We start from the raw sequence: 18938 nt of genomic DNA, 5'->3' as shown, positions 1-18938 counted from the left end.
AGTCGGTTCGGGAATGGACCTCTGCCGCGGACGGGATCAGACCGTCGCGGACAGTACGACCTCGATGTTGCCGCGAGTCGCGTTCGAGTAGGGGCACACCTGGTGCGCCTGCTCGACGAGCTGATCGGCCTGCGCCTGCTCCAGGCCGGGCAGCGAAACCTTGAGCGCCACGCCGAGACCGAAGCCCTCGCCCTGCTTGAGCACGCTGACCTCGGCGGTCACGGTGGAGCCGTCCAGCGTCACCTTCGCCTGGCGCGCGACGAGCTGCAACGCGGAGTGGAAGCAGGCGGAATAGCCGGCGGCGAAGAGCTGCTCGGGGTTGGTCTTGTCCCCACCCGGCCCGCCCATCTCCTTCGGGATCGCCAGCGACTCGTCGATGACGCCGTCAGAGGACGTGACCTCACCGTTGCGGCCGTCGCCGCGAGCGGTGGCCACAGCGGTGTACAGAGCCTCAGCCATTCTTCGCCTACCTCCTGGTCTCAAGACACGCCCCGTTGAGCGTCTCTTCGGTGTCAACATCCCGCAACCGCGAAACCTTGCCACCCCATGGCAGGCGTCACGTCCGGGAATTACCCGGACGACGACCGGAGCAAACGACTAGTGACCGGCGCGACTCAGCGCGAACTCGGCGACCTGGCTTCCGATCAGGCGAAGCGTGCGGACGCTCTTCTCGTCCGAGGCGCCGCCGGCTTCGTCGAACTTGGTCTCCGCGGTGTTGATCGAACCACCCAAAGGGGTGGCCCAGCCGCGCAGCGCGTGCGTGATCGTGCGCAGCTGCTCCAACGTGGTGACCGCGGCCTGCCAGCCGTACGCGACGGCGGCGAGGCCGACCGCGCGGCCGTCGAGATACGGACGGGTGTCGTCGCGCAGGTCTTCGGCGTAGTCCAGGGCGTTCTTCACCAGGCCGGACAGCGCGCCGTGGTAGCCGGGCGAGACGACGACGATCCCGTCGGCGCGGCGGATCGCCTCGACCAGCCGGGTGGCTCGCTCGTGCCGCTCCCCCAGCACGGTGTCGTAGAACGGCAACACCAGCTCGGGCCCGGGAATCAGCTCGGTGGTGACTCCGGCTTCGGACGCGGCGCCGAGCGCGATGCGCAGCGCACGCTCGGATTGCGAGCCCTCCCGCAGAGAGCCGCCGATCCCGAGGACATGCACCGCGTTCGTCGAAGTCACGCTTTCGAGGCTAGCCCCTCTACTTAAGTGGAGGACCAGGATCTGAAACGGAGGCCTGCGTCACACCCGTTCGCCTCAACCGCCCCGTTCCCCGCTGGACGGCATACCTACTCGAAAGTAACCTGACGGGAAGCCCTCAGGAGGAAGCATGGCGATACCGCTCCAGATCCGTGCCGAGGCCGCGTTTTCGCAGCTTGCGTTCTGGCTCCCGAAGCCGGTCAGACGGGCCATCGCGGGACCGCCCCTCCGCCTGGACGGACAGGAACTCGCGCTGGACGCCCAGCTCCTGCTCCGCCTGCAGAAGCTGGCGAAGGCGTCGCTGGTGCGAGGGACCGTCGAAGAGTCGCGCACCATGCTCCTGACGAGCAGGCACCTGGTCAGCGGGCCGACGATCGAACCGGTCGCCACCAGGGAACTGCTCATCCCCACGGGTGACGGCGACGTGCCCGCCACGCTCTACACGCCGGCCGGGCTGCCGGATCCGTCCGGGCTACTGGTGTTCTTCCACGGCGGTGGCTGGGTGGTCGGCAGCCGCGTCTCCCACGACAACACCGTTCGCTACCTGGCGAAACAGGCGGGTGTGCGGGTTCTTTCGGTGGAGTACCGGCTCGCGCCGGAGACCCGCTTCCCCGGCGCCACCGAAGACGCGATCGCGGCGTTCGAGTACGCCTTCGCGAAAGCGCGGGACCTGGGCGCAGACCCGGCGCGCATCGCCGTCGGCGGTGACAGCGCCGGTGGGAACCTCGCCGCGGTGACCGCGCAGCAGGCAGTGAAACGCGGCGGCGGGGTCCCGGCGTTCCAGCTGCTGTTCTACCCGGCGACCGATTTCACCGTGCGCCGCCGCTCCCGGGAATTGTTCGCGGAGGATCTGTTCCTGACCGACACGGATATGACGTGGTTCGAGGGACATTACGTGCCGAAGGGCACCGATCTGTACAACCCGAAACTGTCGCCGCTGCACGGTGACGTTTCCGGATTGCCGCCCGCGTATATCGCGACGGCCGGTTTCGATCCGCTGCGCGACGAGGGCGAGGCCTACGCGGAGAAATTGCGGAAAGCGGGTGTTCCGGTGGCGCTCAGCCGCCAGCCGGATCTGATCCACGGGTACATCAACTTCCTCGGCGTCGGACGGCGGTTCCGTGAGGCGACGGCCGAAGCGGCGGGAGCCTTGCGGCTGGGTCTCGCGCCGAAGTGAAAGCCAGAGCCCGAGTGAGGAGAAATGTCCCCACTCGGGCTCCGGCCCCCATATCGTGGCCCGCCGCCCTGCACGGCGAACCCTGACGACTCCCGGTCTCCTTCTAGGGTGTGGGAAGCGGTACGGGCGGGACCGGCAGCGGCGGGACAGGGAGTCCGCCGAGCAGGCCGGCGAGAATGCCGGTCACGGCTGTGAGCAGGGCTTTCACCAGGTCGCTGACGATCTTCAGCGGTCCGGGAAGGTCCGGGAGCGAGGGGATCGGCACCGGCAGCGGCGGCAGCTGTCGCGCCTTGGCCGTCGGGTCGGCCAGCAGCCTGCTGGACTCGACGGAACGGCCCTGGGCCAGGTCTCCGAGCTTCTGCGTTTCGGTCTGGATCTGGTAGCGCTTGCCCGCGGCGATGTCACCGAGGACGGGGCTGAGCTTGTCCAAGTCCGCCCGCGTTTTGGCGACGTCGCCGGCGTAGGCCACCTTGGTGAGGCCGTCTCGCATCTGCAGCACCTGCGCGGCGAGCGCCTGTGTGTTCGACGAGCCCTTCCCACCATCGGTGCCAGCCGTAGCGGCGCCGGCCGAGGCCACCGCCAACAGACTGCCTGCGGCGACCGCGGCAATCGTCCGGGCAATGTTGCCTTTCATTCCCTTACCTCCTGGCCTCTGGGACCTGACGAGGTAAATCGATACCCCCCGTATCGGCCGAACACCACCCGATCACCGGTTGGAACACTTTTCTAACCCTTACGTGCCGGATTCATTCCCGGGTAAGACTCCCGCAATTGATTAACGGCGAAATCTTGCGCCTCCCCCTGAAGATCATCCTTTTCCCGCCGATTTATGACCACCTGTGACCGGTCGACACCGTGGTGCGGCTCGTTCACCCACAGCGGTGTAAACGGTGATCGTTTGGCTTCATCACTCCGTCGGACAGGCGTGTCGCACTGCTCCACTCGGGGTGTCCCCCACGCACGCCACGCCCTCTTCTGGTTTCACATGCGAGTGGGGACATGGAAACGCCCCCGGTGCGCGCACCGGGGGCGTTCCGTGGTGGGAGCAGCCTCTCCAGGAGAGGTCCTTTACTCGCGGAAGGCGTCCGCGACCTTGTCGCCGAGGTCCTTGTCGACGTTCCGCCAGTACTCGAAGACCCGCTCGAGCACCGGGCGCGAGACGTCGTTCGAGGCGTGGCCGATGATGTTGCTCGCGAGCCGCTCGCGCTGCGCGTCGTCCATCACGTCGCGGACGAGCGTGCCCGGCTGGCCGAAGTCGTCGTCCTCGGCGTGGAGCTTGTACGCCGACCGGATGACCTCGTCCTCGACGCCGTAGCCCGAAGCGGTCTCGGCGGCGATCTCCGCGTTCGCGTGCGGACCGCCGTAGGAGTTCGGCGCGTACACCGGGTCGCCCGGGTTGTTGTAGCGCATCGCGCCGTCGCGCGAGTAGCTGTTCACCGGGGACTTCGGCGCGTTGACCGGCAACTGCGTGTAGTTCGCGCCGATCCGGTAGCGGTGGGCGTCCGGGTACGCGAACAGGCGGCCCTGCAGCATCTTGTCCGGCGACGGGCCGATGCCCGGCACCAGATTGGACGGCTCGAACGCGGCCTGCTCGATCTCCGCGAAGTAGTTCGCCGGATTGCGGTCGAGTACCCAGCGGCCGACCTTGATCAGCGGGTAGTCGCCCTTCGGCCACACCTTGGTCAGGTCGAACGGGTTGAAGCGGTAGTCCGCGGCCTCGGCGTACGGCATCACCTGGACGTACAGCGTCCAGCTGGGGTGATTGCCCTGCTTGATGTTCTTGAACAGGTCGCGGATGTAGTAGTCCGAGTCCTCGCCGGCGATCCGGTCCGCGTCGGCCTGCGTGAGGTAGCCGATGCCCTGGTCGGTCTTGAAGTGGTACTTGACCCAGAACTTCTCGCCGCCCGCGTTCTCCCACAGATAGGTGTGCGAGCCGAAGCCGTCCATCTCGCGCCAGTTCGACGGGATGCCGCGGTCGCCCATCAGCCAGGTGACCTGGTGCGCGGACTCGGGCCGCAGCGTCCAGAAGTCCCACTGGATGTCGTGGTCGCGCAGATGGTTGTCGGCGCGGCGCTTCTGCGAGTGGATGAAGTCGGGGAACTTGATCGGATCGCGGATGAAGAACACCGGGGTGTTGTTGCCGACGAGGTCGTAGTTGCCCTCGGAGGTGTAGAACTTCACCGCGAAACCGCGCGGGTCGCGCCACGTGTCGGGCGAGCCGTTCTCCCCGGCGACCGAGGAGAACCGGACCAGGCTCTCGGTGCGCACGCCCGGCTGGAACAGCGCGGCCTTCGTGAACTGACTGACGTCCTCCGTGACCTCGAGGAAGCCGTGCGCGCCGCCGCCTTTGGCGTGGACGACGCGTTCCGGCACCCGCTCACGGTTGAACTGGGCGTTCTTCTCGATCAGGTAGTGGTCCTGGAGCAGGATCGGGCCGTTGGCGCCTACGGTCAGGGAATCGTTGTCGCTCGCGACGGGGATGCCCACGTTGTTCGTGGTCGGCAAGGTCACGCCGATGCCTCCTGGTTCGTGGTGGTGAGCGGTCAGTCCTCCCCACCCTCTCGCCTAATCTGGAATCAGTCAAGAAAACACCCCGTACCGGGTGACCCTGGCTACGCGAAAAAAACTTGCACGCGCGTACCAAGTTACGTTCTCATCGGACGTATGGCCCTCGCTCCGTATCGTCGCGTGTTAGCCGTGCCCGGAGTTCCCAGCTCGATGCTGTTGATGTTCCTGGCCCGGCTCCCGATGACGGCCATGGGCGTGACGATGACGCTGTACGTGGTCAACGACCTGGGCCGCGGCTACGGCGCGGCCGGGCTGGTCGGCGCCGCCACCACGCTCGGCAGCGCGATCGGGGCACCGCTCGTCGGCCGGTACGTCGACCGCTACGGGCTGCGGCCGGTGGTCGCGATCTGCGGACTGGCCTCGTCGGCGTTCTGGATCAGCGCGCCGCATCTGCCGTATCAGGTGCTGCTCGCGGTCGCGCTCCCCGCGGGGGTGCTGTCGGTGCCCGCCGGCACGCTCGCGCGGCTGGTGCTCACCGCGCTCGTGCCACTCGAACAACGGCGGGCGGCCTACTCGCTGGACACGATCCTGGTGGAGGCGTCGTTCATGATCGGGCCGTCGGCCGGGATCATGGCGATCACTCAGCTGCCCGCGGTCTACGCGCTCACCGGGATCGGGGTCTGCTTCGCGCTTTCGGCGACGCTGATCTACCGGCAGAACCCGCCGATCCGCGCCGAGGCCGACGCCGAGGTGTTCGCCGGGGAGCGGCCGACCGTGCGGAGCTGGCTCACCGGACGGCTCGTGATGGCGATGTTCATCGCCGCGGGCGCGCTGTTCTGCCTGGTCGGCATGGAGCTCGCCGCGCTGGCGACGCTGCGCGCGAGCGGTGACATCGCCTGGTCCGGGCTGCTGATCACGCTGATGTGCGTCGCGTCGGTCCTCGGCGGGGCGATCCACGGCGCGGTCCGGCGGTCGCTTTCGCAGGGCACGCTGATGGTGCTGCTCGCGGTGCTGACCCTGCCGGTCGGGCTGATCGCCGAGCCGTGGTGGCTGCTGGCGATCGTGCTCTTCCCGAGCAACGTGCTGTGCGCGCCGACGCTCGCGGCGAGCACGGAGACGGTCAGCGCCGCGGCGCCCGCCCGCGTGCGCGGGGAGGCGATGGGCCTGCTGGACGCGGCCAGCCGGATCGGGCTGGCGATCGGGAGCCCGATCATCGGGTTCGTGATCGACCACTCCAGCCCCGGCTGGGGCTTCGCGGCCTCGGCGCTGGGCGCGCTGGCGATCGCTTCGGCCGGCCTGTTCTGGCGCCGCTCCCGGACCCCCGCCCAGGTGTCCGCGCTCACTTCCTCCTGATGCGTTTTGTCCTCTGAATGCGGTCGTTGCACGCGCAACTACCGCATTCAGAGGACGAAACGCGAAACAGGGCTAGGCGCAGACCTTCCGGAGGGCTTCCAGCTGCTCGAGGTTGCGCTTGGTCCAGTCCGCGACCTTGCCCGCGTCCTGGATGTTCTCCTTCTGCACCTGCAGGTACGAGTCGGCCATACCGGTGAGCGCACCCGCCACGTTCTGCTCGCCGACGCTGCCCGCCAGCTCCCGCAGGCGCTTCTCCTTGTCCGCGGCGCGCTCCTTGAGCGTCGCCGGGTCCGGATTGAGGTCGGCGAGGCTGAGCGCCTCGGCGCAGGCGCTGACCTTCGTCGCCGCCTTGTTCGTCTGATCGACCGCGTTCGTGACCTCGCTGCAGCCCGCCAGCGAGAGCCCGGCGGCCGCCAGGAGCGCCGCGATTCCCAACCTCTTCATACGGTCAAGCCTAGCGATTTCGTGGGTGGTATGTCGGGTTCCCCCGGCCACCACCCACGAACCGCCCCGGTAATTCAGCCCTTCACGCAGACGACCTGCTTGAGGTGCGCGACCACCTCGACGAGATCCGTCTGCGCCTTGATCACCGTTTCGATGTCCTTGTACGCGGCCGGGATCTCGTCCACCACACCGGAGTCCTTGCGGCATTCCACGCCGGCGGTCTGCGCGGCGAGGTCCTCGGCGGTGTACAGCTTCTTCGCCTTGTTCCGCGACATCCGGCGGCCCGCGCCGTGCGACGCGGACTGGAAGGACGACTCGTTCCCGAGACCGCGCACGATGTACGAACCGGTGCCCATGCTGCCCGGGATGATCCCGAGATCGCCCGAACCCGCGCGGATCGCGCCCTTGCGGGTCACCAGAAGGTCGACGCCGTCGTAGGTCTCTTCGGCGACGTAGTTGTGGTGACAGCTGATCGCGTCGTCGAAGGTCGTCTGCGGCACGACGTCCTTCAGCGCCTGCTTCACGAGCGCGACCATGGTGGCGCGGTTGCGCGCCGCGTAGTCCTGCGCCCAGAACAGGTCGCGCCGGTACGCCTGCATCTCGGGCGTGCCCGCGACGAACACCGCGAGATCCGGGTCCGGCAGGTCCGCGTTGTGCGGCAGCTTCCGCGCGACGGCCATATGCCGTTCCGCGAGTTCCTTGCCGATGTTGCGGGAACCGGAGTGCAGCATCAGCCACACGCGGCCTTCGTCTTCGCCGCCCTGTTCGAGGCAGACCTCGATGAAGTGGTTGCCGCCACCGAGGCTCCCGATCTGGCGCGACGCGCGGTCGTGCAGCTCCTGGACGCCGGGATGCAGGTCGCCGAAGGACTTCCAGAACGCGTCCCAGCCACCGACTCCGTGCACCTTCGCCGGGTTCACCGGGGTCTTGTGCAGGCCGAACCCGACCGGGACGGCCGATTCGATCCGGCGGCGGAGCTTCAGCAGGTCGTCGGGCAGGTCGGCGGCGGTGAGCGAGGTCCGCACCGCGCTCATCCCGCAGCCGATGTCCACGCCGACGGCGGCCGGGGACACCGCGTCGCGCATCGCGATCACGCTGCCGACGGTCGCGCCCTTGCCGTAGTGGACGTCGGGCATGACCGCGACGCCGTGCACCCACGGCAGGTTGGCGACGTTGTGCAGCTGTCGCATGGCTTGGTCCTCGACCGACGTGGGGTCTGCCCACATCCGGATCGGAACCCGCGAGCCTTCGACCGCCGTGTACATGATTTTCCCTTCGTGGAAACGTTTGTCGCCGTTGAGCATGCACGGGCCGAAGGCCCCCGACAACGCAATTACGACGTGAAGGCCCCCTTTCCTCGGCTGAGCCGAGGGAAGGAGGCCTTCACGCGCAAGCAGGCGTCAGGAGTTCGCGGCGACCAGTTCCGCGATCTGCACGGCGTTGAGCGCCGCGCCCTTCCGCAGGTTGTCGTTCGACAGGAACAGCGCCAGACCACGACCGCCGTCGACGCCCGGGTCCGTCCGTAGCCGCCCGACGTACGACGGGTCCTGTCCGGCGGCCTGCAGCGGCGTCGGGATGTCCGACAGCTCCACGCCGGGGGCGCCGGTCAGCAGTTCGGTCGCGCGGGCGACCGAAAGCGGCTGCGAGAACTCGGCGTTGATCGAGATCGAGTGCCCGGAGAACACCGGCACCCGCACACAGGTGCACGAGACCAGCAGCTCCGGGATGCTCAGGATCTTGCGGCTCTCGTTGCGGAACTTCTTCTCCTCGTCCGTCTCGAACTCACCGTCGTCCACAATGGACCCGGCCAGCGGGAGGACGTTGTGCGCGATGGGCCGCGCGTACTTCTTCGGCTCGGGGAAGTCCACCGCCGCGCCGTCGTGGGTCAGCGCGCCCGCGTTCGCCGCCGCCGCGGCGAGCTGGCCTTCCAGCTCCTCCACGCCGGCGAGCCCGCTGCCGGACACGGCCTGGTAGGTGCTGGCGACCAGCCGCACCAGACCCGCTTCGGCGTGCAGCGGCTTGAGCACCGGCATCGCGGCCATGGTGGTGCAGTTGGGGTTCGCGATGATCCCCTTGCGCGCCTCCTTGACCGCCTCCGGGTTGACCTCGCTCACGATCAGCGGGACGTCCGGGTCCATCCGCCACGCCGACGAGTTGTCGATGACCGTGGCACCGGCCGCGGCGAACCGTTCCGCCTGTGCCTTGGAGGTCGCGCCACCGGCCGAGAACAGCGCGATGTCCAAACCGGACGGATCCGCGGTCGTCGCGTCCTCGATGACGATTTCCCCGTCACGCCAAGGAAGCTTCGAACCGGCGGACCGCGCCGAAGCGAAGTACCGCATTTCGGCGACCGGGAAACCCCGTTCGGCCAGCAGACGGCGCATGACGCCGCCGACCTGACCGGTCGCCCCGACCACGCCTACCCGCAAACCTTCCGGCATCAGCGACCACTCCCCGCGTAGACGACGGCTTCTTCATCGCCGCCGAGTTCGAACGCCTCGTGGATCGCGCGCACCGCGTCGTCGAGCTGCGCGTCCCGGATCAGCACCGAGATCCGGATCTCCGAGGTGTTGATGATTTCGATGTTGACGCCCGACTGGGCGAGCGCCTCGCAGAACGTCGCCGTGACACCGGGGTGCGAACGCATCCCCGCGCCGACGAGCGACACCTTGCCGACATGGTCGTCGTAGAGGACCGACTCGAAGCCGATCTCGTCCTTGATCTTCTCCAGCGACTGCACGGCCTTGGCCCCGTTGGCCTTCGACAGGGTGAAGGTGATGTCGGTGCGGCCCGAGACGGTGCTGGACACGTTCTGCAGCACCATGTCGATGTCGATCTCGTTGTCGGCGATCACGCGGAAGATCCGGGCGGCGGCACCGGTCGTGTCGGGCACTCCGGTCACCGTGATCTTGGCTTCGGAGCGGTCGTGCGCCACACCGGTGATCAACGCTTGTTCCACGGGGATCTCCTCGATAGAACCGGTCACCGTGGTGCCCGGCTTGTCACTGTAGGAAGAACGGACTCGGATCGGGACGCCGTAGCGGCGCGCGTACTCCACCGAACGCAGGTGCAGGATCTTCGACCCGCTCGCCGCCAGCTCCAGCATCTCCTCGTAGGCGATGGTGTCGAGCTTGCGCGCGTCGGACACGACCCGGGGATCGGCGGTGTACACACCGTCCACATCGGAGTAGATCTCGCAGACGTCGGCGTTCAGCGCGGCGGCCAGCGCGACGGCGGTGGTGTCCGAACCCCCGCGGCCGAGGGTGGTGATGTCCTTGGTGTCCTGCGACACGCCCTGGAACCCGGCCACCAGCGCGATGTAGCCCTGGTCGAGGGCTTCCGTCACCCGGCTGGGGCTGACGTCGATGATCCGCGCGTTGCCGTGCACCGACGTCGTCACCACACCGGCCTGCGAGCCGGTGAACGACCAGGCCTCCGCGCCCTGCGCCGAAATCGCCATCGCCACCAGGGAGTTGGAGATACGCTCACCCGCGGTGAGCAGCATGTCCATCTCGCGTTCCGGCGGCGCCGGGTTGACCTGCTGAGCCAGGTCGAGCAGCTCGTCGGTCGTGTCGCCCATGGCGGAGCAGACGACGACCACGTCGTTGCCCGCCTTCTTGGTGGCGACGATGCGTTCCGCGACGCGTTTGATCCGGTCGGCACTTTCCAGCGACGAACCGCCGTACTTCTGGACCACGAGGGCCACGCCCGAACCTCCTCGACGGGCCGGGCGTGCTCCTGGTGGGCACCGAGGAGCCCCCGCGTCCCTTATTTGGGCGAAAGCCTACCGGGGTGACGCGCGCTCGCCACCCTCGTAAGTGGTCCTGACCACCACTTCGAGGACTCCTGGAAGTAAATCTTCCTTAACACCAACGAAATAGTCGGAGGGCTTTCGCTTTAGTGACGGAGAGCACCCCTTGTTATCCATCCATGCCCCCGCCTCCACCCTCAAACGAGGAGCTCCGCTCCGCTGTATCTTCCCGAGCCATGCACAAACCCGCCGACACGAGTACCCCGATCGCGTCGATCCTGGCCCACCGCTGGAGCCCGCGCGCCTACGACGAGTCAGCGATCGTCACCGAAGACCAGCTCCGCGCGCTGCTCGAAGCGGCCCGCTGGGCGCCGTCGTTCGGCAACACCCAGCCCGCCCGCTACCTGGTCGGCCTGCGGGGAACGCCGTCGTTCGACCGCATCCTCTCGACGCTCAACTCGGGCAACCGGGCGTGGGCCCATCGCGCCGGGCTGCTGCTGATCGGCGTGATGGTGACCACGAACGAGAAGGGTGAAGTCCCGTACGCCGAGTACGGGCTGGGGCTGGCGAGCGAGAACCTCGTGCTCCAGGCCGTCGACCTCGGCCTGATCGCACACCAGATGGCGGGCTTCTCCGCCGAAGCGGCGAAGGACTTCTTCGGCCTCCCTGACGACGTCGTCCCGAAGGTCGCGATCGCCGTCGGCTCGCCCGCGGACCCCTCGGTGCTCGAAGAGGACTGGCGCATCGAGCGCGAAAAGGCGCCGCGCGAGCGAGTCCCGCTGGCTGAATTCGCCTACGCCGACGCCTGGGGCACGAGCGCTTTCGACGGCTGAGGGAGCCAGCGAAGGGCGAGAATGCCGAGCCCGACGTGCAGCAGGCTCAGCACCGCGACGGCGGTGTGGAGGCCCGCGACGAAGGCCTCCTTCGCGTCAAGAGCGGCTGTGGGCGCGATCTCGAGGGTTTCGCCGAGTGTCGGCGCGAGGTCCGGGCCCGCCAGCCGGAACACCAGCGCGGCGAGCGAGCCCATGAGCGCGATCCCCAGCGCGTTGCCGATCTCGTTACTCGTTTCGGCGATCGCGCCCGCCGCTCCCGCGCGCGCGGCGGGCACCGCGGCGACGGCCGTGTCGGCCACCACGCTGAACGAGATGCCGTAGCCGACGCCGGCGACCACCGTCGACGCGACGTACCAGCCCGCTCCGCCCGTGACACCGGTCATGAGCAGCAGGGCGAGCCCGGCGGCGATGGAGAAGTGGCAGACGATCAGCGCCGCGCGTGCGCCGATCCGGTCGACCAGCGCGGGCGTGACGACGCACATGATCGTGAGCACGGCCGCGCCCGGCAACGCCAGCAGCGCCGCGTGCAGCACGGGCAGGCCGAGCACGGACTGCAAGTGGATCCCCGACAGGTACGCGGCCGCCGACCACGCCGCCAGCGGCAGCAGCCCGGTGACGATCGCGATCGTGAAGACACGGTCGCGGAACAAGGAGAACTCGACCAGCGGGTACTCGAGACCCCGCTGACGCCGGGCGAACCACACCAGCAGCCCCGCCCCGGCGACGGCGGCGGAGACCGCGGTGACGGACAGTCCGTCGGCGGCCGCGTGCTTGATCCCGTAGATCGCGAGCAGCAGGCCGGCCGCGGAGAGCACGACGCTCAGCACGTCGACGCGTCCCTTCCCGGTGGCCCGCACCTCCCGCAGCAGCACTGGCGCGAGCGCCAGGAACACCGCGATCACCGGGAGGTTGACCAGGAAGACCGAGCCCCACGCGAACCGTTCCAGCAGGACACCGCCGACGACCGGGCCGATCGCGAAACCGGCGGCGAACGCGGCCGCGAAGATCCCGATGGCCCGCGCCCGGCGTCGCGCGTCGGGGAAGAGCTCGCTCAGCACCGCCAGCGCGGACGGCAGCAGCGTCGCTCCCGCCAGCCCCATCAGGGCGCGGAACGTGATGAGCAGCTCCGGGTTCGGGGCGAACGCGGCGCCCGCCGAACCGATGCCGAACACCGCGGCGCCGATCATCAGCAGCTTCAGCCGCCCGTACCGGTCGCCGATATTGCCGAACGCGATCAGCAGCGAGCCGACCGCGAAGCCGTAGACGTCGAGGATCCACAGCGCCTGATCGGCCGTGGGGGTGAGCGCCTGGCTGATCCTGGGCATCGCGAGGAACAGGATCGACCCGTCCATGGAGACCAGGAACACCGGGCAGAGGATCACCAGCAGGCCGAACCAGGCCCGGGAGTGCTGTCGTGTCATGCCCTCGACGCTGTACCGGCTTCGAGTGAGCAGCCATCCCCGTGCCGTGGGTACACCCGGCGGGTACACCCACGCGGCGGGCGGAGAACTTAGGCTCGGAGTCATGGAAAGCCTCGGCGTATACCTCAAGAGCCGTCGTGATCGCGTGACGCCCGCCGAGATCGGCCTGCGCACGTACGGCACTTCGCGCCGTGTACCTGGTCTACGCCGCGAAGAGCTCGCCCAGCTCGCCGGAGTGAGCGCCGGGTACTACACGCGGCTGGAGCAAGGACTGGCCGAAACCGCTTCACGGCAGGTGCTCGACGCGCTCGCCCGCGCACTCCGGCTCGACGACGTCGAGACCGGCCATCTGCACAACCTCGCCCGGCAGACTTCGCTCCCGAAGCTGTCGGACCCCGGCCCGGAAGACCCGCACCCGCGGGTCCTCGCGCTGCTGGAGAACCTCGGCGAGGCCGTGCCCGCCCTCGTCTTCGGCCGTCGCGGCGACGTGCTCGCGTGGAACCACGCCGGACACACGCTCATGGCCGAACACCTGGATTTCGACGCGCCGAACGATCCCGAACGGCGGCCGTCGCTGCCGCGCATGTTCTTCCTCGACCCGCTGACCCGCGAGCTGCACCGGAACCGGGCCGAACTCGCACCGATCCACGTCGCCTATCTGCGGTTGACCGCGGGCCGCTACCCCACCGACGCCCGCCTGGCCGCGCTCATCGGCGAGCTTTCGATGCGCAGCGACGAGTTCGCGTCACTCTGGGCGACCGGCGACGTGGCTGATTGCACCGTCGGCGCCATGCACCTGCGTCACCCGACGGTCGGCGCGGTCAGCGTCGACTACCAGGTGTGGCTCCAGCCCGACAGCCCCGACCACCGGCTGGAGATCTACACGCCGAAGGACCCGGGATCCGCCGACGCGCTGAAGATCCTGACCCACTTCGATCGCTAACCTGGGGTCATGGGGGCCTTTCGCAGCGTTCTCCGCAACGAATCCCGCACGATGGCCGGACTCTGGCTGTATCTCAGGCGCCGGAAGGACGGCATCGACGGGGACGCCGTCGCGGTGCCGTACGGCGCGAACGGGAAGTCGATCTTCATCGTGTTCGCGGTGGTGAGCGCCGCCGAAGCGGGTCTCTTCTGGCTGATCGACTTCGGCCTCGTCGTCGACCTCCTGCTGCTCGCCCTTGGCGTGTACTCGGCGCTGCTGGTGTTCGGGGTCTACGCCGGCACCGTCGTCCGGCCGCACGTGATCTCGTCGCGCGAGGTGCGGGTGCGCTACAGCTCCTTTTACGACGTGCGGATCCCCAGGGAGAACGTGGTCAGCCTGCGGAACGTGAAGGAAAGCCACGATCCCCTCAAGGCGAAGGCCTTTCGCGACGGAACCTGGCTCAGCTACGACAACTTCTACGAGACGAACCTGGTCGCCGAACTGCGTGAGCCGATCACGGTGACCCGGCCGCTCGGCAAGACCGAGACCGTCCGCGTCGTCAAGTTCCAGGCGGACGACCCGAAGGCCGCTGTCGAGGCTTACGAACGGCTCGGTGTCAGCTGAGCCGGTACGTCCTGGCGACGATGGCACGGGCGAGCTCGGTGACGCTCTCGTTCCGTGCGAAGGCGTGCGCGCGGATGAGGACCAGAGCGTCGGCCGCCGAGCAGTCGTGGGTGGACATCACGACCCCGGTGGCCTGGTGCGCCACGACGCAGAGGTCGACGTCGCCGAACAGCGGATGCACCGGCAGGCCGTCGTCCACGTCCAGGCGCACCGCCGGGTCCAACGCGGTGCTGGTCAGTACGTCGGCGAGCACCCCCACCGACCGGGCCACCTCGGCACCCGGTTCGGGCTCGGGCCGGTACGCGGTGACGTTGCCCATCGGCACCTCGGCGGGGCCAAGCCGGGCCGACACCACCGATCGGACGCCGAATTCCCTGGCCGCCGGGCCGAACTGGGGCCACCGGCTCACGAGTTCCGGCTCGCCGCAGACCCCCGGTCTCCCCGTCGTGTCCTGGGAAGGTCCTTCGCCGAGGGCGTATTCGAGGTCGTGCGCCCTGGCGGCGATGGGATCGGACACGACGACCGAAGCCTCGCCCCCGCCGGTGCTGAACAGGGACACCGCCAGGCTCCGGAGGCCGGTCGCCTCGGCGGCGACCGTCATGAACGCCGGGGGCACGCCCGCCGGTTCCTCCGGCAGGTCCGCCCAGCGCCCGACGGCGTCGAGGTAGCCGGCGTGCATGTCCGCCGCGGCCCGGTGCTTGCGCTCGGTGGCGCGGTGCAGCTCCGCCATCCGCAGATGAAAGGGCCGCATCGAGACGATGGCCGTCTCCATCAGGCTTTCGTGCCGCCTCGCGACTGCCGCCGCTCGATCCGCCCGCCCGCGCTCGGTGTCGATCAGTCGGCGCATAACGGTCGGGTCGTACCGACCACCGGTGCCGTCCCACATGGGCTGAGCGTACGCCCGGCGACGCCCGCGGAGAGGACCCGAACGGCTGAGCCCCGGCGGGTTCCCCGTCAGCGGGCGGAGGACTAGCGTTGATTCCCCAGCGCCCTCGAAACCGTATTTCGCAGGAAGGCCGGATTTCATGCAGAACCGGGAAAGATGGGTCGCCGACACGTTGGTGGAGCTGGCCGACACCTTGGCACCCGCGCTCGACCCGAAAGACTATTGGCTCTGTGTGACGAACCGTTACGCAGAACTGGTTTCGTCCTCTTCGGTCCGGCTCGTCGCGGCAGGCGACCACCCGATCACGGTACACACCGATGAACGGCTCGAAAGACCGTCGCTCGCCCGGATCCTCGCCGAGGAAGGCCCCGGCGTGGACTGCCGCGCAGGGCGTGAGCCGGTCGTCAACGTGCTTCTGGACGAGGCGGGAACACGCTGGAAACGACTGGTCCCCGCCGCTCTCTCGCTCGGTTTCCGATCGGTACACGCGTTCCCGTTCAGCCGCCGCGAAGCCGTCCTCGGCGACGTCACGATCCTGACCACGGAAACCGCTCCGCTGCCGGTGGCCGACCTGCGGGTCGCGGTCGCGCTCGCCGACGCGGCGACGATCGGCATGCTCAACCACCGCGCGATCGCCGGCCTGACCAGGACCTCCGAACAACTGCAGGTGGCGCTGGACAGCCGGGTGATCATCGAGCAGGCGAAGGGCATCGTCTCGGCTCGGCTGGAGATCGAGCCGGGCGAAGCGTTCCGCCTGTTGCGCCGCTACGCGCGCGGCCACAACCGCCGGATCAGCGACCTGTGCGAACTGATCGTCACCCGTCGCGTGACGGCGTCCGATCTGGTGGGTTCACTCCCCAGGAACACGACGCGCGGGCGCTGACTCACCCCCGCCGCTTTTCCATCAGCAGCACCACTCCGCCGCCCGGTCCCCGCAGCGGCGAGGAGCTGACCGAAACGACGAGTGACCTGCCCTTCCGGTCCACCGCGTCGATCTCGACCCGCGCCGCCCGATGCCCGGTCTCGTTGCAGACCTCGACGGTGTCGCGGAGCCCGGCGGTCGGCAGGCCGAAGTCGAGGCCGAAGAAATCCTGCCGGTAGACCTCGTCGGCGCGCATACCCCACAGTTCCTGGGCGCCCCGGTTCCAGCTGCGCACCTGGAGATCTCCGTCGAGCACGACCACGCCTGCTTCGACGCTCGAAAGCACTCCTTCGAAGAACATGCGCGTCTCGTCGAGTTCCGCGGTGCGGATGCGCATCTCCTCGTTCATGGTTTCGAGTTCTTCGTTGCCCGACTGGAGTTCTTCGTTCGTGGTCTCGAGTTCCTCGTTCGTGGACTGGAGTTCCTCGTTCGTCGTCTCGAGTTCCTCGATGCTCGACTGGAGCTCCTCGTTGACCGTTTCGAGTTCCGCGTTCGTCGACTGAAGTTCGGCGTAGGCCGTCGCCAGGTCCTCCTGCACCCGTTTCACCTCCTGCTGGAGCCTGGTCGCCTCGGTGGTGTCCACGAATGTGATGGCCACGCCGATGTCCTCGCCTTCGATGGTGATCAGCGGCCGGACGATGATGTCGAGGTACTGCGTCTCTTCCGTGCTCTTCTGGCGCCGGACGGAATCGATCCGCACGCTGCGGCGCTCGGCGTGGGCCTGATCGATCACCGAGCGGAGTTCGATCGGCCGGTAGGAGATCTCCAGATCGTGGAACGGCCTGCCGACGTCGTCCGAGGACAGCCCGAACTGCAACCGAGCCGAGCCGTTGATCAGGGCGACCGTGCCGTCACGTTCGACGCCGAGGACCGAATCGGGTGACGACGCCAAGGCGAGTTCGGTGACGTGACGTCGCCGGTTGGCGTCCCGCACCCCCGCGCCTGCCCGGACGTCGAACCGCGCGGGCTTCACCGGCATACCCCCCGTTCGCAGCTTGAAAACCCGGTTACGGATGTTGGCCGCGTCGAATCGGATGCCGTCGGAAAGCAGCATTTCGGCCTTCCCGAGGAACAGGTAGCCACCTTCGTTGAGCGCGAAATGGAAGCGCTCGATGATCTTCGCCTGCGCCTCGACGTTGAAGTACATCAGGGTGTTGCGGCAAGCGAGCAGGTCGACCCGGGAGATGGGGGCGTCACGCGTGATGTCGTGTCTGCCGAAGATCACCCGACGCCGGAGGTCTCGCCGGAAGGCGAACAGATTGCCGGTCGGCTCGAAGTACTTCTTCTTCAGTCCTTCGGTCAATCGATCCAGCGCTTTCGAGGAATACAGCCCCGTCCTCGCCTCGCGCAGGGCCTCCTCGTCGACGTCGGTCCCGTAGATCTTGACCCGCCTCGTGGTCTCCTCGACACCGAGGTGCTCGGCGAAGATGATCGCGAGGGAATACGCCTCCTCGCCGCTGGAGCATCCGGCGCTCCAGATACGGATCTCACCTTCGCCGACCCTCGCCACGATTTCGGGCACGACGGTCGTCTGCAGGTAGTGCCAGGCTTCGGGATCCCGGAGGAAACTGGTGACGTTGATCAGGATGGTGTTGAAGAGTTCCAGGAACTCTTCGGCGTTGATCTCCAGGAAGTCCCGGTATTCGGCGTATCCGTCGATCTTCACGGCCTGCATCCGTTTCCGGATCCGGCGAGCGAGGGAGGTCCGCTTGTAGCCGGTGAAGTCGAAGCCGCGGGAATCCCTGATGAACGTCAGCAGGTCCTCGAGCCCGCGATCGTCGTGGATTTCGCCGTCCGGCGCGTTCATAGCGTCCTCGTTCCCTTGACCAGGCCGACGAGAGCACCGGCGATTTCGTCCAGCGGAAGCACCAAGTCGACCGGCACGGCCTTCACCACGGCCTGGGGCATGCCCTTGAATTCGGCGGTCGCCGGATCCTCGGCGACAACGCTGCCGCCCCGCGCCTTCACCATCGCGGCCCCTGCCGAACCGTCGGACCCTGTCCCGGTCAGGACACAGACGAGGGCGGCGGGACCGTAGACGGCGGCGACGGATTCGAAGAGCAGATCGACCGACGGCCGTACGAACTTCACCTGTTCGGTCGCCGAAAGCTCCAGCACACCGCCGGGTCTCACCAGGAGATGCCGGTTCGGCGGTGCCATGTGGACGACGCCGGGCTCGAGGACGTCCCCGGTCTCGGCCAGCTTGATCCGCAGCCGTGACCGCCGGTTGAGGATATCGGCGAGAACCGTGTCGTGCCGGGGATCGAGATGCTGGACGACGATCAGCGGCACGCGGAAATCGGCGGGCAGCTCGCCGAGGATCGCCATGAGCGCCTTGACTCCACCCGCCGAGGAACCCACGGCGACGATCTCGTAAGCCATCGCCTCGTGACGGTCGGGGGCGGGCATACCCCCCAGCGTAGTGCTCCGTGCGCTAAGCCGGACCGCCGACGCGTCGGATGATCCTGGCGAGGATTCCCGTGACGACCATCCAGAAGACCGCGGCGATGCCGTAGTTGATCAACACGCGGAGCTTGGCGTCCTCGGGCATGAAGAGATCCTTGAAGCCCAGCAGGAGCCCGTCGGCCCAGCCTCGGACGAACGACACGATGCCGTTGCCGGGGTTCGCCTCGCCGATCACGAAGACGACGTGCAGCACCAGGATGGCCGCGAAGATCAAGCCGGCCCAGCGGACGACGTTCGCCAGGATCCCGGCCGCACGACTGCCGCCCGCTCGCCAGTCGACCTTGCGCCTGGTCGCCTGATCAGCGGTTTCCTTCTCTTCAGCGTGCTCGCCCATGCCGGGCAGTGTGGCACGCCGCCTGGTCCGATTGCTACCCGCGAGTAACCCGAATGGGCGCCACTTGAGTCACGGTTCGATCGCGGCCCGGGTTTCCTTTCGGGAG

The 18938-nt window shown here is 68.2% G+C and carries 19 protein-coding genes; 6 read left to right on the top strand and 13 right to left on the bottom strand.

Features of this window, described 5'->3' with window-relative positions; translation table 11 throughout:
- Positions 1-36: 36 nt before the first annotated feature.
- Complete coding sequence (locus AC0685_RS05000) at positions 37-459, bottom strand: organic hydroperoxide resistance protein (protein WP_478224340.1); 423 nt, start codon at positions 457-459, stop codon at positions 37-39.
- Positions 460-597: 138 nt separating this feature from the next.
- A complete protein-coding gene (locus tag AC0685_RS04995; RefSeq protein ID WP_478224339.1) occupies positions 598-1173 on the bottom strand; it encodes an NADPH-dependent FMN reductase in 576 nt (191 codons plus the stop codon).
- A 148-nt stretch (positions 1174-1321) separates the two neighbouring features.
- Here AC0685_RS04995 and AC0685_RS04990 point away from each other — a divergent pair, with 148 nt between their 5' ends.
- Positions 1322-2368, top strand: coding sequence for an alpha/beta hydrolase (locus AC0685_RS04990; protein ID WP_478224338.1), 1047 nt, complete (start codon positions 1322-1324; stop codon positions 2366-2368).
- A 103-nt stretch (positions 2369-2471) separates the two neighbouring features.
- On the opposite strand, the gene AC0685_RS04985 is transcribed toward AC0685_RS04990, so the two are convergent.
- Complete coding sequence (locus AC0685_RS04985) at positions 2472-3002, bottom strand: hypothetical protein (RefSeq protein ID WP_378443548.1); 531 nt, start codon at positions 3000-3002, stop codon at positions 2472-2474.
- A 434-nt stretch (positions 3003-3436) separates the two neighbouring features.
- Positions 3437-4879 (bottom strand): catalase, encoded by a 1443-nt coding sequence (locus tag AC0685_RS04980; RefSeq protein ID WP_478224337.1) that lies wholly within the window; start codon positions 4877-4879, stop codon positions 3437-3439.
- A 207-nt stretch (positions 4880-5086) separates the two neighbouring features.
- Between AC0685_RS04980 and AC0685_RS04975 the strand changes: the two genes are divergently transcribed.
- Positions 5087-6229 (top strand): MFS transporter, encoded by a 1143-nt coding sequence (locus AC0685_RS04975; protein ID WP_478224467.1) that lies wholly within the window; start codon positions 5087-5089, stop codon positions 6227-6229.
- Between the two features lie 72 nt (positions 6230-6301).
- On the opposite strand, the gene AC0685_RS04970 is transcribed toward AC0685_RS04975, so the two are convergent.
- The 4 genes from AC0685_RS04970 to AC0685_RS04955 form a co-directional block, all read right to left on the bottom strand.
- Positions 6302-6673: a hypothetical protein gene (locus AC0685_RS04970; RefSeq protein ID WP_478224336.1), complete on the bottom strand. Its 372-nt coding sequence runs from the start codon at positions 6671-6673 to the stop codon at positions 6302-6304.
- Positions 6674-6747: 74 nt separating this feature from the next.
- Positions 6748-7938, bottom strand: coding sequence for an RtcB family protein (locus AC0685_RS04965; protein WP_478224335.1), 1191 nt, complete (start codon positions 7936-7938; stop codon positions 6748-6750).
- A gap of 135 nt (positions 7939-8073) precedes the next feature.
- Complete coding sequence (locus AC0685_RS04960; RefSeq protein ID WP_478224334.1) at positions 8074-9114, bottom strand: aspartate-semialdehyde dehydrogenase; 1041 nt, start codon at positions 9112-9114, stop codon at positions 8074-8076.
- Positions 9114-10379: an aspartate kinase gene (locus AC0685_RS04955; RefSeq protein WP_478224333.1), complete on the bottom strand. Its 1266-nt coding sequence runs from the start codon at positions 10377-10379 to the stop codon at positions 9114-9116. Before AC0685_RS04955 ends, AC0685_RS04960 begins: the two co-directional genes overlap by 1 nt.
- 281 nt (positions 10380-10660) lie before the next feature.
- Between AC0685_RS04955 and AC0685_RS04950 the strand changes: the two genes are divergently transcribed.
- Complete coding sequence (locus AC0685_RS04950) at positions 10661-11257, top strand: nitroreductase family protein (protein ID WP_478224332.1); 597 nt, start codon at positions 10661-10663, stop codon at positions 11255-11257.
- On the opposite strand, the gene AC0685_RS04945 is transcribed toward AC0685_RS04950, so the two are convergent.
- Entirely contained in the window at positions 11218-12678 is a 1461-nt protein-coding gene (locus AC0685_RS04945; protein ID WP_478224331.1) for an MFS transporter, read from the bottom strand. The two genes, AC0685_RS04950 and AC0685_RS04945, sit on opposite strands and share 40 nt — an antisense overlap.
- Positions 12679-12781: 103 nt before the next feature.
- Here AC0685_RS04945 and AC0685_RS04940 point away from each other — a divergent pair, with 103 nt between their 5' ends.
- Together AC0685_RS04940 and AC0685_RS04935 are read left to right on the top strand one after the other, a co-directional pair.
- Positions 12782-13621: a helix-turn-helix transcriptional regulator gene (locus AC0685_RS04940; protein WP_478224330.1), complete on the top strand. Its 840-nt coding sequence runs from the start codon at positions 12782-12784 to the stop codon at positions 13619-13621.
- Between the two features lie 9 nt (positions 13622-13630).
- Positions 13631-14224: a hypothetical protein gene (locus tag AC0685_RS04935; RefSeq protein ID WP_478224329.1), complete on the top strand. Its 594-nt coding sequence runs from the start codon at positions 13631-13633 to the stop codon at positions 14222-14224.
- On the opposite strand, the gene AC0685_RS04930 is transcribed toward AC0685_RS04935, so the two are convergent.
- Positions 14217-15071: an ANTAR domain-containing protein gene (locus tag AC0685_RS04930; protein ID WP_478224328.1), complete on the bottom strand. Its 855-nt coding sequence runs from the start codon at positions 15069-15071 to the stop codon at positions 14217-14219. The genes AC0685_RS04935 and AC0685_RS04930 overlap by 8 nt on opposite strands.
- 178 nt (positions 15072-15249) lie before the next feature.
- On the opposite strand from AC0685_RS04930, the gene AC0685_RS04925 reads away from it, so the two are divergent.
- Positions 15250-15993 (top strand): ANTAR domain-containing protein, encoded by a 744-nt coding sequence (locus AC0685_RS04925; protein WP_478224327.1) that lies wholly within the window; start codon positions 15250-15252, stop codon positions 15991-15993.
- Position 15994: 1 nt separating this feature from the next.
- Here AC0685_RS04925 and AC0685_RS04920 read toward each other — a convergent pair whose 3' ends face one another.
- Genes AC0685_RS04920 through AC0685_RS04910 form a run of 3 tightly spaced genes read right to left on the bottom strand, consistent with a single transcriptional unit; the run spans position 15995 to position 18832 of the window.
- Entirely contained in the window at positions 15995-17839 is a 1845-nt protein-coding gene (locus AC0685_RS04920; RefSeq protein ID WP_478224326.1) for a CheR family methyltransferase, read from the bottom strand.
- Positions 17836-18441 carry a chemotaxis protein CheB gene (locus AC0685_RS04915; RefSeq protein WP_478224325.1) on the bottom strand — a complete coding sequence of 202 codons (606 nt, stop codon included), beginning with the start codon at positions 18439-18441 and terminating at the stop codon, positions 17836-17838. The genes AC0685_RS04920 and AC0685_RS04915 overlap by 4 nt, the downstream gene beginning before the upstream one ends.
- Before the next feature lie 25 nt (positions 18442-18466).
- Positions 18467-18832 carry a hypothetical protein gene (locus AC0685_RS04910; protein WP_478224324.1) on the bottom strand — a complete coding sequence of 122 codons (366 nt, stop codon included), beginning with the start codon at positions 18830-18832 and terminating at the stop codon, positions 18467-18469.
- Positions 18833-18938 lie beyond the last annotated feature (106 nt).

It is taken from the genome of Amycolatopsis sp. NPDC043889 (assembly GCF_056435645.1).
This window is presented reverse-complemented; position numbering and strand designations above follow the sequence as displayed.

Coding starts and splice junctions, on each gene's coding strand:
- AC0685_RS04990 (WP_478224338.1), top strand. CDS start 1,322: ATGGCGATACCGCTCCAGATCCGTGCCGAGGCCGCGTTTTCGCAGCTT.
- AC0685_RS04985 (WP_378443548.1), bottom strand. CDS start 3,002: ATGAAAGGCAACATTGCCCGGACGATTGCCGCGGTCGCCGCAGGCAGT.
- AC0685_RS04960 (WP_478224334.1), bottom strand. CDS start 9,114: ATGCCGGAAGGTTTGCGGGTAGGCGTGGTCGGGGCGACCGGTCAGGTC.
- AC0685_RS04930 (WP_478224328.1), bottom strand. CDS start 15,071: ATGCGCCGACTGATCGACACCGAGCGCGGGCGGGCGGATCGAGCGGCG.
- AC0685_RS04945 (WP_478224331.1), bottom strand. CDS start 12,678: ATGACACGACAGCACTCCCGGGCCTGGTTCGGCCTGCTGGTGATCCTC.
- AC0685_RS04920 (WP_478224326.1), bottom strand. CDS start 17,839: ATGAACGCGCCGGACGGCGAAATCCACGACGATCGCGGGCTCGAGGAC.
- AC0685_RS04950 (WP_478224332.1), top strand. CDS start 10,661: ATGCACAAACCCGCCGACACGAGTACCCCGATCGCGTCGATCCTGGCC.
- AC0685_RS04915 (WP_478224325.1), bottom strand. CDS start 18,441: ATGCCCGCCCCCGACCGTCACGAGGCGATGGCTTACGAGATCGTCGCC.
- AC0685_RS04935 (WP_478224329.1), top strand. CDS start 13,631: ATGGGGGCCTTTCGCAGCGTTCTCCGCAACGAATCCCGCACGATGGCC.
- AC0685_RS05000 (WP_478224340.1), bottom strand. CDS start 459: ATGGCTGAGGCTCTGTACACCGCTGTGGCCACCGCTCGCGGCGACGGC.
- AC0685_RS04910 (WP_478224324.1), bottom strand. CDS start 18,832: ATGGGCGAGCACGCTGAAGAGAAGGAAACCGCTGATCAGGCGACCAGG.
- AC0685_RS04940 (WP_478224330.1), top strand. CDS start 12,782: ATGGAAAGCCTCGGCGTATACCTCAAGAGCCGTCGTGATCGCGTGACG.
- AC0685_RS04970 (WP_478224336.1), bottom strand. CDS start 6,673: ATGAAGAGGTTGGGAATCGCGGCGCTCCTGGCGGCCGCCGGGCTCTCG.
- AC0685_RS04965 (WP_478224335.1), bottom strand. CDS start 7,938: ATGTACACGGCGGTCGAAGGCTCGCGGGTTCCGATCCGGATGTGGGCA.
- AC0685_RS04925 (WP_478224327.1), top strand. CDS start 15,250: ATGCAGAACCGGGAAAGATGGGTCGCCGACACGTTGGTGGAGCTGGCC.
- AC0685_RS04975 (WP_478224467.1), top strand. CDS start 5,087: ATGCTGTTGATGTTCCTGGCCCGGCTCCCGATGACGGCCATGGGCGTG.